This is a genomic window from Cryobacterium sp. HLT2-28, from assembly GCF_004402495.1.
Classification (GTDB): Bacteria; Actinomycetota; Actinomycetes; order Actinomycetales; family Microbacteriaceae; genus Cryobacterium; species Cryobacterium mannosilyticum.
Genome location: NZ_SOFH01000029.1, coordinates 86,858 through 99,728, shown reverse-complemented (window position 1 = coordinate 99,728; position 12,871 = coordinate 86,858). Strand labels below are relative to the sequence as shown.

16 protein-coding genes are annotated in these 12,871 nt (G+C 69.7%); 5 read left to right on the top strand and 11 right to left on the bottom strand.

The annotated features are described in order from the left end of the window. Positions 1-10: 10 nt before the first annotated feature. Complete coding sequence (locus E3O48_RS15435; RefSeq protein ID WP_166788722.1) at positions 11-2,641, bottom strand: excinuclease ABC subunit UvrA; 2,631 nt, start codon at positions 2,639-2,641, stop codon at positions 11-13. Positions 2,642-2,987: 346 nt separating this feature from the next. Here E3O48_RS15435 and E3O48_RS17695 point away from each other — a divergent pair, with 346 nt between their 5' ends. After that, a complete protein-coding gene (locus E3O48_RS17695; RefSeq protein ID WP_166788721.1) occupies positions 2,988-3,164 on the top strand; it encodes a hypothetical protein in 177 nt (58 codons plus the stop codon). Between the two features lie 102 nt (positions 3,165-3,266). Here the strand turns inward: E3O48_RS17695 and E3O48_RS15430 are convergent, their stop codons facing one another. Together E3O48_RS15430 and E3O48_RS15425 are read right to left on the bottom strand one after the other, a co-directional pair. After that, positions 3,267-3,815 (bottom strand): helix-turn-helix domain-containing protein, encoded by a 549-nt coding sequence (locus tag E3O48_RS15430; RefSeq protein WP_134507665.1) that lies wholly within the window; start codon positions 3,813-3,815, stop codon positions 3,267-3,269. 8 nt (positions 3,816-3,823) lie between these two features. Then, positions 3,824-4,492, bottom strand: a complete 669-nt coding sequence (locus tag E3O48_RS15425) for a cyclase family protein (RefSeq protein WP_134540183.1) — start codon at positions 4,490-4,492, stop codon at positions 3,824-3,826. Between the two features lie 115 nt (positions 4,493-4,607). On the opposite strand from E3O48_RS15425, the gene E3O48_RS15420 reads away from it, so the two are divergent. Both E3O48_RS15420 and E3O48_RS15415 read left to right on the top strand, forming a co-directional pair. Then, positions 4,608-6,173, top strand: a complete 1,566-nt coding sequence (locus tag E3O48_RS15420; protein ID WP_134540180.1) for a cytosine permease — start codon at positions 4,608-4,610, stop codon at positions 6,171-6,173. 3 nt (positions 6,174-6,176) lie between these two features. Further along, positions 6,177-6,584: a nuclear transport factor 2 family protein gene (locus E3O48_RS15415; RefSeq protein ID WP_134540177.1), complete on the top strand. Its 408-nt coding sequence runs from the start codon at positions 6,177-6,179 to the stop codon at positions 6,582-6,584. Here the strand turns inward: E3O48_RS15415 and E3O48_RS15410 are convergent. The 7 genes from E3O48_RS15410 to E3O48_RS15385 form a co-directional block, all read right to left on the bottom strand. Continuing rightward, positions 6,581-7,612, bottom strand: a complete 1,032-nt coding sequence (locus E3O48_RS15410; RefSeq protein WP_241982572.1) for an acyl-CoA thioesterase — start codon at positions 7,610-7,612, stop codon at positions 6,581-6,583. The genes E3O48_RS15415 and E3O48_RS15410 overlap by 4 nt on opposite strands. A 70-nt stretch (positions 7,613-7,682) precedes the next feature. Beyond that, on the bottom strand, positions 7,683-8,987 hold the full coding sequence (locus E3O48_RS15405; protein WP_134540174.1) for an MFS transporter: 1,305 nt from the start codon (positions 8,985-8,987) through the stop codon (positions 7,683-7,685). 69 nt (positions 8,988-9,056) lie between these two features. Next, positions 9,057-9,380, bottom strand: coding sequence for a YciI family protein (locus E3O48_RS15400; RefSeq protein ID WP_134540171.1), 324 nt, complete (start codon positions 9,378-9,380; stop codon positions 9,057-9,059). A 93-nt stretch (positions 9,381-9,473) separates the two neighbouring features. Continuing rightward, entirely contained in the window at positions 9,474-10,469 is a 996-nt protein-coding gene (locus E3O48_RS15395) for a TIGR03086 family metal-binding protein (protein ID WP_134540169.1), read from the bottom strand. Beyond that, positions 10,469-10,789, bottom strand: coding sequence for a helix-turn-helix transcriptional regulator (locus E3O48_RS15390; protein ID WP_198413084.1), 321 nt, complete (start codon positions 10,787-10,789; stop codon positions 10,469-10,471). Before E3O48_RS15390 ends, E3O48_RS15395 begins: the two co-directional genes overlap by 1 nt. 74 nt (positions 10,790-10,863) lie before the next feature. After that, a complete protein-coding gene (locus E3O48_RS18390) occupies positions 10,864-10,950 on the bottom strand; it encodes a hypothetical protein (protein WP_370250278.1) in 87 nt (28 codons plus the stop codon). Between the two features lie 5 nt (positions 10,951-10,955). Continuing rightward, complete coding sequence (locus E3O48_RS15385; RefSeq protein WP_370250196.1) at positions 10,956-11,345, bottom strand: heme-binding protein; 390 nt, start codon at positions 11,343-11,345, stop codon at positions 10,956-10,958. A gap of 140 nt (positions 11,346-11,485) precedes the next feature. Here E3O48_RS15385 and E3O48_RS15380 point away from each other — a divergent pair, with 140 nt between their 5' ends. Beyond that, a complete protein-coding gene (locus tag E3O48_RS15380; RefSeq protein ID WP_134540163.1) occupies positions 11,486-11,689 on the top strand; it encodes a three-helix bundle dimerization domain-containing protein in 204 nt (67 codons plus the stop codon). Positions 11,690-11,759: 70 nt separating this feature from the next. Here the strand turns inward: E3O48_RS15380 and E3O48_RS15375 are convergent, their stop codons facing one another. After that, positions 11,760-12,269 carry a universal stress protein gene (locus E3O48_RS15375; RefSeq protein ID WP_134540161.1) on the bottom strand — a complete coding sequence of 170 codons (510 nt, stop codon included), beginning with the start codon at positions 12,267-12,269 and terminating at the stop codon, positions 11,760-11,762. Between the two features lie 177 nt (positions 12,270-12,446). On the opposite strand from E3O48_RS15375, the gene arsD reads away from it, so the two are divergent. Further along, positions 12,447-12,866, top strand: coding sequence for an arsenite efflux transporter metallochaperone ArsD (gene arsD, locus E3O48_RS15370; RefSeq protein WP_134540158.1), 420 nt, complete (start codon positions 12,447-12,449; stop codon positions 12,864-12,866). Positions 12,867-12,871: the final 5 nt, after the last annotated feature.

The following is a 12,871-nucleotide window of genomic DNA, read 5'->3' as shown; positions in this document are numbered from 1 at the left end:
GCCCGGCCGGCTAGAGAGCGCCGCCGTCGGCCAGACGCCGGGCCAGGTAGGGGGCGGTGCGGCTCTCCGCGTGCCCGGCCACGGTCTCGGGCGGCCCGGAGACGAGGATGCGGCCGCCCGCGTCGCCGCCGGCCGGCCCGAGGTCGATCACCCAGTCGGCCGCGGCGACCACGTCGAGGTCGTGCTCGACCACGATCACCGTGTTGCCGGCGTCGACGAGCCGGTTCAGCTGGGTCAGGAGCAGTTGCACGTCGGCGGGGTGCAGGCCGGTGGTCGGCTCATCGAGGAGGTAGAGGGTGTGGCCGCGGCGGGCGCGCTGCAGCTCGGTGGCGAGCTTGATCCGCTGCGCCTCACCGCCCGAGAGCTCGGTGGCAGGCTGGCCGAGCCGCAGGTAGCCGAGGCCGACCTCGCGGAGGGTGCCGAGGCTGCGCGCGGCGGCCGGGACGTCCGCGAGGAACTCGGCGGCGGCGTCGACGGTGAGGCCGAGCACCTCGGCGATGGTGCGGCCGTTGTAGTCGATCTCCAGCGTCTCGGGATTGTAGCGGGAGCCGCCGCAGGCCGGGCAGGGCGCGTAGCTGCCGGGCAGGAAGAGCAGCTCCACGGCCACCGAGCCCTCGCCGAGGCAGGTCTCGCAGCGGCCGCCGGCCACGTTGAAGGAGAAGCGGCCGGCGCCGTAACCGCGTGCGCGGGCCTCATCGGTCGCGGCGAATGCCGAGCGCACCGCGTCGAAGAGCCCGGTGTAGGTGGCCAGGTTCGAGCGCGGGGTGCGGCCGATCGGCTTCTGGTCGACGCGCACGAGGCGGTCGACGGCGGCCAGGCCGGTGATCCGGTCGACGGTGGTCGCGGCGGAGGCCGTGCCAGGGGAACCCGGGGCGTCGTCGTCGTCGGCCGCGGCGGCATCCGAGTCGTCGTTGATGGCGCCGGGGTGCAGCTCGTGCCGCACGGCGTCGGCGAGCACCTGGCTGACCAGGGTGGACTTGCCCGAACCGGACACCCCCGTGACCGCGGTGAGCACGCCCAGCGGGAAGCCGGCGTCGAGGGCGCGGAGGTTGTGCCGGCTGATGCCGTGCAGGCTCAGCCACTCCGCGGGCACCCGGCGGCTCGGCCCGGTCGGGGCCGGGGTCGCCGAGCCCGTCTCGGTGTCGGTGTCGGTCTCGAGTCCGGCCTCGCCGTCGGTCCCGGGGAAGAGGAAGCGACGGGTGACCGACGCCGGTACGTCGGCCAGGCCGGCAATGGGCCCGCTGTAGAGCACGGCGCCGCCCTCGGTGCCGGCCCGCGGTCCGACGTCGACGACCCAGTCGGCGTTTCGCACGACGGCCATATTGTGCTCCACGACGAAGACGGAGTTGCCGGACTCCTTGAGCTGCTGGAGCACGACGAGGAGCGGCTCGGCGTCGGCGGGGTGCAACCCGGCCGAAGGCTCGTCGAGCACGTAGATCACGCCGAACAGCCCGGAACGGAGCTGGGTGGCGATGCGCAGGCGCTGCATCTCGCCGGGTGAGAGGGTCGGGGTGGCCCTGGCCAGGCTCAGGTAACCGAGGCCGAGCTCGAGCAGCACCTCGATCCGGGAGAGCAGGTCGCGGGTCAGGGTGACGGCGACCTCGGTGACCTCGCCGGATGCCGCATCCGGCCGGGCCGCGCCGGCCTCGGTGAGCGCCGCCGTGGGCCGGATGACCTCGGCGAGACCGGTCAGCGGCAGAGCGGCCAGCTCGGCGATCGACCGGCCGGCGAAGGTGACGGCGAGGGCCGCCGGAGTGAGCCCGGTGCCGCCGCAGAGCGGGCACGGCCCCGACTCCACGAATCGCAGCGCCCGTTCGCGCTGGCTCTGGCTCTTCGAGTCGGCCAGCGTGTGCATCACGTAGCTGCGCGCGCTCCAGAACCGGCCCTGGTACGGCTTGGCGATCCGGTCCCGCTGCGGGACGACCTCGACAACGGGCTGTTCCTCGGTGAACAGGATCCACTCCCGGGCGTCGGCCGGCAGGTCACGCCAGGCCGTGTCGACGTCATAGCCCAGCACGATCAGGATGTCGCGCAGATTCTTGCCTTGCCAGGCTCCCGGCCAGGCCGCGATCGCGCCGTCGCGGATGCTCAGGGTCGGGTCGGGCACCAGGGAGCCGGCCGTGACGGTGTGCGCGATGCCCAGCCCGTGGCACTGCGGGCAGGCCCCCGCTGCGGTGTTCGGTGAGAAGGAGTCGGACTCGAGGCGAACGACGCCGGCGGGATACGTGCCCGCGCGGGAATACAGCATCCGGAGCGAATTGGAGAGCGTGGTGAGCGTGCCGACCGACGACCGTGAGCTGGGGGTTCCGCGCCGCTGCTGCAGCGCGACCGCGGGCGGGAGCCCGGTGATCTCGTCGACGCGTGGACTGTGTCCCTGTTGGATCAGCCGGCGGGCGTACGGGGCGACCGATTCGAGGAACCGTCGCTGGGCTTCGGCGAAGATCGTGCCGAACGCCAGGGAGGACTTGCCGGATCCGGAGACCCCGGTGAACGCGACGATCGCGTCGCGCGGCACGTCGACGTCGACATCCCGCAGGTTGTTCTCCCGCGCGCCGCGCACGCGCACGAAACCGGTGAGCGCAGGGGTGGTCGAATCGGTGGTTGCATCGGTGGGACCGGTGGGGCGAGGCGGCGTTTGCATCCAGATGACTCTACTGGGCGCGGCTGGTCGATACCCGTGCACGGCCGCAGCGGAGCTATCATAGGGGTTGCGATCCCGTCCACTGATGGTGGTGGGTCGGTGGGACATCTCTCGTGCAGTCCGATGCCAAACCGTGACAATCTCGATCGTTCGTTCATTGAACAAGGCTCAGCGGCGTGCCGTTCACTTCACGTTTGAGACTGAGAGACCCATTGGCCGATTCCACGAATAATTCAACGATCCAGTACGTTTCGGCGCTTCGATGGGCCGCACTGAAGCGGGAGTTCGTCTCTCGGCAGGGCGCGACCAGCAGTGACCGGGACAAGGATCGGGGCTGAGAGCAACAGTGGCTGACCCGTCCGCAACCGACGCGACGCAACCGTCGCCGGTCAATCAGGTGTCATTGCCGCGCTGGGCGGAACTCAAGCGCGCCTATGTCGCGCGGCAGGGCAAGGACCACGGCGGGCCGACGGCGGGCGCGGAAAACGCGGCCGACCCGGACCCGATCGCCCCGGAGAGCTGACCCCACCCGCCTCCTCGCAGCCGCCTAAAACAGGCCGGCGTTGCAAACACCCCTTGACTCCGCCGCGCCACGAAGGTGCTTTCTCCGAAACTCAGCGTCGGCTTACGGGGCAGGTGCCAGCATCCAGAGCACTTCGCACTCCTCGGCGGCCGATGCGTTGCGCCAGGTGTGCGGGTCACGGCCACGGAAGGTCATCGCGTCGCCGGCCTCGAGGGAGAACGTCTCCTCACCGATGACGATGACCAGGGTGCCGCGCAGAACATAGGCGAACTCGATCTCGGTGTCGAGCACGTAGAGGTCCAGGCCGGCCGAGCCGCCGGGGTCGATGACCGAGCGGATGACCTCGACCTGGCTTTGGTTGCCGGGCGTCAGCAGGCTCTCGGTGGCGCCCCTCCCGCCGAAATTGATCGGCGAGCCGTGCCCCGCACGCACGATCTGGGTCGGGGGCGCCTCGAACAGCTCACCGACCCGCAGGCCGACGGCGTCGCAGATGGCGACCAGGGTGGCAACGGACGGCGAGACCTGGTCGCGCTCCAGCCTGCTGACGAATCCCTGGGTGATCCCGGCGCTGGTGGCGACGGCCTCGAGGGTGAGGCCCTTGCCCAGCCGCGCCGCGCGCAGCCGCGCGCCGATCGGAACCTGTCGCGCCATCGGAATCCCTACAGTTCGAGGTGCAGCGCCACCGCCCGGACCGGGGCGCCGTCTGCCGCTTCAAAGGCTATCGGTAGCAGCGAAATGACCGGTCCGTCGAAGTCGATCGAGGCGAGATTGGTGAGGTTCTCACTGATCACGCCGCCGACGTCGGCAATGAGGTGGTGCACGGGGAAGCCCTCGCCGGGGTGCGTCCCGTCGGGGGTCTCGTCGATGTTGATGGCGTCGATCCCGAAGGTGCGGATGCCGAGGCCGATCAAGCGCGCGCACGCGCCCGCATCGAGAAAGGGATTGTCGAAGTACCGATCGGTGCCGTAGTGCGTGCTCCAGCCCGTGTGCAGGAGCACGATCGCGCCGGGTTCGAGCAGGTGGGCGACGGGTTCGATCTGCCGCCAGGTGATTCGCCCGCGGTCTCCGACCTCCCTGGCGTCGACGATGACGCCCGGCCCGATGAAGCGGTCGAGCGGCAGCTCGTCCAGCTTCGGAGCGGATTCATCGAAGTGGTACGGCGCGTCCACGTGGGTGCCGGTCTGCGAGCCCATGCTCACGCTGAGGAGGTTGAAGCCGTCCCGCTCGATCGTGCTGTGCACGTCGAATACAGGCACCGGGTCACCCGGGTAGACCTGCGTGGCGGCGTTCACGACGACCGAGAGATCCACGACGCTGTTTATCTTCATAGTCAAAAACTATTGCATGAGAGTCAAGCCAGCGGCTAGTGTCTACCCAACTTGTCCCGAGCCCCCGCTTCTCCCCTCGCGCAGCATCATCCGAGAAACCCGAAGGTCGTCACACATGAGCGAAACCCCCGGCACCGGCCACGATGACGGCACGGTGGTGCTGAACGCCCGCCCGAAGGCCACCGAGGTGGAGACGCACGGGATCGACACGATTCCGCCGGCGGACCGCACCTCCACCTGGGTCGACCTGCTGAGGATCCAGTTCGGCGGAGCGAACACGTTCGCAACCGTGCTGCTCGGCACCTTCCCGATCGTGCTCGGGCTCTCCTTCTGGCAGGCCGTGCTCGCCACCGTGACCGGCGTGCTCGTCGGCACCGTCTTCCTGATGCCGATGGGGCTCTTCGGGCCCAAGACCGGCACGAACAACGCGGTGTCGTCCGGCGCGTTCTTCGGCGTGCGCGGCCGGGTCGTCGGGTCGTTCCTGTCGCTCCTCACCGCGATCGCGTTCTACTCCATCTCGGTGTGGGTGAGCGGCGACGCCCTCGTCGGAGGACTCAACCGGCTGGCCGGCATCCCCGACTCGATCGGCCTGCGAACCCTGGTCTACGGCGTGATCGGCGTGATCGTGATCATCGTGGTGGTCTACGGGTTCCAGTTCATGCTCCTCGTGAACAAGACGGCCGTCATCGCCAACACGGCGCTGATCCTCCTGGCCGTGGTCGCCTTCTCCGGAACCTTCGACGCCGGTTACAACCCCGGGCCCGACGCGCTGGCACTCGGCGGATTCTGGCCGACCTTCGTGGGGGCGGCACTCATCGTGATGAGCAACCCGATCTCCTTCGGGGCCTTCCTCGGCGACTGGTCCCGGTACATCCCCAAGAGCACGCCGCCGCGCAAGCTGCTCCTCGCGACGTTCCTCGGCCAGCTCCTCACCCTGGTGCCGTTCCTGTTCGGCGTCGCCACGGCAACCTTGGTCGCGGGCCAGGCCGACTACGTCTTCGCCCTGATCCAGGCCTCCCCGATCTGGTACGCGGTGCTGTTGATGCTGGTGGCGTTCATCGGCGGGCTATCCACCGGCACGACCTCCCTGTACGGCACCGGCCTGGACTTCTCCTCGGTGTTCCCCACCTTCAGCCGGGTGCAGGCCACGATCGGGATCGGAGTGGTCGCCTTCCTCTTCATCCTGACCGGCCGGCTCTTCTTCGACCTCCTCGGGGCGGTCAACGCGTTCGTCGGCGCCATCATCGTGACCACCACCCCGTGGATGGTCATCATGGCGATCGGCTACGTCGTGCGCCGCGGCCACTTCGACGCCCGGAACCTCCAGGTCTTCAACAAGGGCGAAATCGGCGGCATCTACTGGTTCACCTCCGGCGTGAACTGGCGCGGGATGGTGGCCTGGATCGGCGCGGCCGCCCTCGGGCTGCTCTTCGCCAACTATCCGCCCATCATCGTCGGCCCCTTCGTCGGCCTCGGCGGCGGCATGGACCTCAGCCTGGTCACAGCGGTTGTGGCCGGAGCAGTGCTTTACCTGGGCGCACTGTGGATCTTCCCCGAACCGCGCTACGTCTTCGGTGCGAACGGGCCACGCCTCGTCGCTGCCGTTGACGGAACCGCTCAGGAGGTCGTCACCGATCACGGTTCGACGGCGGCCAGGGCCGCTGCCCGCAGGGCGCGGTAGACCATGACGACCGCAAAAGAACAGACGGGCCCGGCTGCCGAGGCTCTCGCCGCAGCGGACGCGATCATCGACGACTTCGGTCACCATCGACGGGATGCCTACTTCGCCGGGTTCGCAGCCGAGGCCTCCTTCATGTTCCACACGGTCCCGGAGCGGCTGGAAACGCGCGCCGCTTACGAGGAACTGTGGAGGGACTGGGAGCAGACCAACGGTTTCCGCGTGCTGGGCTGCACCTCGGCGAACCGGCGACTGCAACTCTTCGGCACGGTTGCCGTGTTCAGCCACGACGTGACCACCGTGCTCGAATCCGACGGGGTCCGGGCGACCCAGCATGAACGCGAGACGATCGTGCTCGAGAAGCAGGGCGGACGCTGGCTCGGAGTGCACGAGCACCTCTCCCCGGCGGTTTAGGGCCGGCGGAAGACTTCCACGGGCATCATCGCGAGCGGCGCGCGCAGGGCGATGAGCGCCCTGGCCTGTTCGTCGAGCGCCTTGTCCTCTGCGGTGATCAGGGTGAGCGGGGTGACCGATTCGGCGTGGCCGTCCGCCCCGATCGCCACGAAGATGCTCATGCACGCGGTGGTTAGCTGGAGGTCGTGCGGGTTCCGCGGGCTGCCCGAGCGCACCCGGATGCTGATGTGCATGCTTCGATGACCGGTGTGGATGAGCCGGGCATCCACCTCGACGATGTGCCCGATGTGGATCGGCCTGTAGAAGTGGATGCCGCCGGAATAGACGGCGACGGCGGCCTCTGAACTCCAGGCAGCGGCGGTGGCGAATGCGGCCTCGTCGATCCAGCGCATGACCGTGCCGCCGTGAGCGTTGCCGCCCCAGTTCGCGTCGGCAGGAGCGGCGAGGAAGCGGAAGACCGTGCGCGCGGTCGTGCCGTCATCGGTATATTCCGCTGCGCGCATAATCGCTTGGATGCGCTTGCGGGGTTCGAGCCGGGCCTGCGCGTTCCGCTGCAAGGAGCGGTCCACGTCCGAGCGGGGGGTCCAGGTGGGCACCTCGCGGGGCGTGCCCGCGTCGTCGACGGCGACGAAAACGAGGATGCAGTGGGTTGCCGGACTGTATTCCCTGGCGCGCACATCCGTCGTCTCGACCGTGACGAGCACGTGCATGCTCGTGCGGCCGGTGTGGATGATGCGAGCGTGCACCTCGACGAGGTTGCCCGGCTTGATCGGCCGGGTGAAGTGCACGTTGCCGACGTATGCCGTCACCGTGTCCGAAGCGCTCCAGCCGACCGCGCAGGCGTAGGCGGCCTTGTCGATCCACTCGAGCACGCTGCCGGCTGCGACCGTGGAGCCGGAGGCAGCCACGTCCTGGGGCACGGCCATGAAGCGCAGGGTGATGCGGTCGTCGGGCTCCGGGCCCCGGACGGCTCCGCCGGAATCGGGTGCCGGCGTCGGTTCGGGATTCGGTGTCATCGGTATGGTCACGGGAACTCCAGGGGAGCCAGGTCGGGGGCTTGGTTCCAGAATCCCACGCCGGGCCGGATTGGGGAAACGTTCAGGTGCTGAGCCCGGCGTCCCTGCGTTGCAGCCGGATGGTGGCCCAGAGCAGGGCGACGGCCGCGACCTGGAGGGCGAAGACGGTGCCGACGAGCACCGGCACCTGGTCATAGAGCGCCCCGGCCAGCGTGCCGCCGGCGAGTGCGGCCGCGCCCTCGAACGCGGCGAAGATGCCGTACGCGGTGCCACGGTGGCCGCTCGGCACCAGGTCGGCGACCAGGGCCTTGACGGTCGACTCCTGGATGCCGGTGGCCGCGCCCCAGAGCACAGCGCCGACGACGACGGCGCCGAGCTGGGCCGACAGGGAGAGGCCCGGCACGAACGCGATCATCAGCGGAAGGGAGAACAGCACCCCGGTGCCCAGCTTGTCGTAGGCGTAGCCGCTGGCCAGGGCGCCGAGGGCGGCGGAGCCCATGGCGACCGCGTAAACAAGGGGGACCGCGGCCAGCGGCAGGATCTCGGCATCCACGAGGTGGAAGGAGATCACGCCGAAGCTGACCAGTCCGACCGTGGACACTCCGACGGTTGCCGCGAACAGGTAGAACGCGCGGGGCAGCCTGAACGGCGCGGGAGGGTCCGTGGGGTCGGCCGGGTTGCCCGGGTCAGCGGGATCATCCGTCGCGCCGGGCCGGGGTCGCGCGGAAACAGGGGCGCGGTCCCGGCTGCTCTCGTACACGCTGAGATCGGGCACGCGGGCGCGCATCCAGACGAGGATTCCGATCGCCACGGCGCCCGGGATGGCGAGCACGGCGAAGGCCGGCCAGATCACGGTCGTCACGGCGATCACCGCGGAGACGACCAGTGGCCCGAGCAACGACCCTGCCTGGTCGAGGGACTTGTGCACGGCGAAGCCGCGCCCCCTCCCGACGGCGCCGGCGGCGTTCGCGAGGAGCACGGTCTTCGCCGGGCTGCGGATGGCCTTGCCGGTGCGTTCGACCAGGATCAGGGTGCTGGCGAGAACCAGGCCGACGCTGCCGACGAACGGGGTGACGGCGAGCAGTGGAACGCAGACCGCCGTCAGGGCATAACCGGCGATCGTGAAGGTCCAGTACCGGCCGGTACGGTCCGACCAGGGGCCCGAAATGAGACGGAAGGTGAGCGCGAACGCCTCGCCCAGGCCCGTCACGACGCCGACGACCAGCGCGGATGCCCCGAGCTGGCCGAGGAGCGGACCGGTGAGGGACTCGGCGCCATTCGAAGCCAGATCGACGACGAGGCTGACAATGCCGAAGTTGAGCACCACGCGCCAGGCCGACCACTGGCGGGCGGGTGGGTCGGCGCCGAGGGGAACGGGCTCGCCCATCGGTGCCTCCTGACGAAGAGGGTGGCCGGCCGGGGCGACGGCCCCGGCCGGCCGGATCTTGATCCGAGGTTACATCTGTCCGAGTTCGAAGATCTGCAGGCTGAACCTTCCCTTGCCTTCGCTGAGGAACGGGTGCCCCTCGGCGAGGGCCTGCGCCTCGTCGAGGCTGGCGGCTTCGACGATGCTGTAGCCGGTCAGGTCGGCCGCGGCCGCGGTCGATCCGTCATCGACGACGGCAGTGCCGCCGGCGAACGGGGCGCCGCCGTCAACGAGCGCCGACCCGATCCGACCCATCCAGGCTCCCCATGCCGCGGTTTCCTTTTCACTCTGTTCAGGAGTGAACTGGTCCATCGGCGTGGCCGGGCCCTTGTAGATGTAGATGAACTTGCTCATGGTGTTTCCTTCCTGTTGGTGCACCCGGCCGGGTAGCAAGGTACCGTTTTCTTGTATGCGGTTGGCGTCGGGTGCCCGCGGCCGGGCCGACGGTCACGAGGGATTCCGGCGGCCGGTGAAGGCGAGGAGCCGAGGCAGGCTCGCGACCGATTCCGCGACGTCGATTGCCGGATGGAAGCTGCCGTTGCCGCGCGTCGCATCCGTGATGGTCTGGCGGGCCAGGCCGAGGATGTAGTCCGACAGAGCCGGCGCCACCTCGAGCTGCTGCCCGGTCGCCGTGGCCAGGTCCCAGGCGTGCACGAGGAACTCCAGGTTCAGGATGTTCGCCGCCGTCGACGCGGGGAGGCCGCCCGGCCCGAGGTCGACCGTTCCGGCCAGGCCGCGGAGCCGGAGGGCCTCGAGGGTCTTCTGGGCCGCGTCGGCGATCCGCACCTCGGCAGGGACGGATGCTGCGGCAGCGGAGGAGGGGGCGGCGGGCTCAGGCACCCCGAGCGCCGTGCCGATCCGGGCGATCGAGTCCAGAAGGTGCGCGACGAGCTCGGCCACGGTGAAGTCCTCGCAGGGGGTCGGGACCCCCGCGTTGGCCGCGGTCACGCCTCGCAGCACCCGCTGCACAATGGCGAGGGCGGCCTCGGCGCTGGCCAGCGGGTCGATCGGGTCGGGGACGGCGGCCCACTCATCCGGACCGACGTCACCCTCGACACCGAGGGTGACCAGGCGGCCGAGGAAGTGGTGCCAGCCCTGGGCGTGACTCGCGGCCTGCTCGGCGGTGAGACCGTCATGCACGAGCCGCACGGTGGTGCCGCCGTCGACCGCGTCAAGGGTGATCGAGACCGTGGACGCCCCCGGCGGCAGGTCGGGGGAGCCCTCCCAGCCCCAGGTGAGCACGACCCGCTTGCCCGGCTCGATCTCGGTGAAGGTGCCGGCCGCGGAATGCCCCGGCACGATGGTCCACCGGTATTCGCCACCCACGCGCAGTTCGACCCGGGCGGCCACGGTCTTCCACCGGCGCAGGCGCTCCGGCTCGGTGATCAGCCGGAAGGCGGCGTCGGGGTCGAGCGGCAGAAAGACGGTCATGTCGAACGGCATCAGGATTCTCCTTGCGGCGAGTGTGGACGAAGGGCGTGGGCATCGGCTACGAGCTGGTCGAGTTCGCTGGTCCAGAAGGCGTCGAAGAGGCATCGCAGCCGGCCCATTCCGGCCTGGTCAAGCCGGTAGTGCCGGTTACGGCCCTCCTTGCGGGCGGCCACGAGCCCGGCTCCTTCCAGCAGCAGCAGATGCTGGGAGATCGCGGAACGGCTCACGGCGAACTCACCGGACAACTCGGTCACGGTCTGTTCACCGTGGGCGAGCAGTTGGAGCAACCGGCGCCTGGTGGGCTCCGTTGCCACCTCGAGGAGGTCGACCATGCACATACGTTAGCAACCACTAACGCATTTGGCAATGGCCGCACCGGCAGGGTCAGTCGCCGCGGTGGAGGTGTTCAGCCCTGGGCCAGGCGGTGCTCCGCGAGGACCTCGACGACGAGGTCGTGGTCGTCGCGCTGGGCCAGGCCGGAGACGCCGACCACGCCGATCAGCGACCCGCGTACCCGCAGCGGGAAGGCCCCCCGTGGGCGGCGTGGGTGGCCGGGTCGAGGTTCGAGGCGGTGCGGAAGTCGCGGCCGAGCGAGCGGAAGCGCGTGCCCACCGCGAACGAGGAGTTCGCGAACCGGCGCACCACCCGGAACTTGTTCTCGAGCCAGGCGTCGTTGTCGGCACTCGACCCGGGCAGCGCCGCGTGGAAGACGCGCTGGTCGCCGAACGTGATCGACACGGCGATCGGATGCCCGCGCAGGGTTCCCAGTTCGACCAGCCGGGAGCCGACCGCCCAGGAGTCGCCGAAGTCGAAGGAGTCGAATTGGATGGTGCGTTCCTGGTCGAGCAGTGTGGTGAGGAGGTCTGCCGCCTCCGATGCGTCCGTCATGGTCCGCCTTTCGCCCGAGGGCGTCGGTGTGCGCCCGGACCTCAGTCTTCCACGCCCGCGAAGCAGCACGCCGCGGCGAACCGGCCCGCGCACGCCGGTTGTGAGTTGACCAAAAGGGGGCGGGGGCAGAAACTGGAGAGGTGAACCCCCAAGAGGAAGACCGTGCCGTCGCCAAGGTCATCGACCGGTTGGCCGAGAAGTTTCCGCAAGCGCCGCGAGTGCGGATCGAACAGGCCGTGCACGAGCAGCAGGAGGCGCTGGCGGGGAACCCGGTGCGCGACTACGTTCCCGTGCTGATCGAACACGCGGTGAAGAGCCGATTGCGCAGCTCCGCCGCGAGCTGAACCCGAAGGATCTCGTCGGTGTGGGACTGAGTCAAAGTGATGGCGGCAGGGTCCCAGCAGCCACCGACATTCAGCCCAACTCCCAGGGGAGCCGTTCGTCGAAGGGAACGGGGGCGAGCGGGATCATCACCACCGGGCGGTGCTGGCGGTGGGCCAGGCGCACGGCGATGGACCCGGTGAAGAAGGCTTGAAGGCCGCCGCGGACGCTGGATTCCCGCGTGCCGACGATGATCATCGACGCCCCCAGCGTCTCGGCGAGGTGACCGAGGGCCAGGGCCGGGTCACCGGCCAGGGCCCGCGTGCTCCACGCCACGCCACGCCCCTCGAGCAGCGTCTCCAGGCGCGCGCGCAACCCCGGGTGGAATCCCTCATCGGCCAGGTCCGTGTTGTCGGGGTCGAACGACAGGGAGGACATGCTGCCGTCGGGGTGCTCGGAAACCATGTACCGGCCGGGATCGACCCACGCGCAGACCAGTTCGGCCGCGAAATGGGAGGCGAACCCGGCCGCCTGCTGCACGACGGCATCCGGCTGGCCAGGGGCGACGCCCACGATCACGCGCGCCGGGTGTCGAACGGTCATGAGGTGCTCCCTGTGGGCGGGGCTGGATGCCGACCAGTCCGATCGTGCCACCGACCGGCGGGCAGTGCGAGCAATCCCCGCCGAACGCAACAAATATCGATGTTCATCGATATACTGGAAGGACCGACACCACGGACAGGTCGTCCCCACGGATGCCGGACCAGGAGTTGGTGCGCAATGGCAAACATCCAGATCTTCGAACCCGGACTGTGCTGCGGCACGGGAATCTGTGGCGTGGACGTCGACGAGGCGCTGGTCACGGTGTCGGCGGACCTCGACTGGACCCGGTCGCAGGGTGGACAGGTCACCAGGTTCAATCTAGCCCAGGAGCCGCTGGCCTTTGTCGAGGACGAGATCGCCCACGCCTTCCTGCTGACGGCCGGCGAGGAGGGTCTCCCGCTCACCGTCGTCGACGGCGCCACGGTGCTGACGGGGCGGTATCCGTCGCGGGCCGAGTTGGGCAAATGGGCCGGAATCCAGACCCACGAGTCCGCCGTGCAGCCGGAGGGGTCGCCCCGCCTCCTGGCCATGGCGGCACCGGCCGCGGCCCTCGAAGCCGAGGCGGGTTGCTGCGGCGGCACCGGCGGATGCTGCTAGTCAGG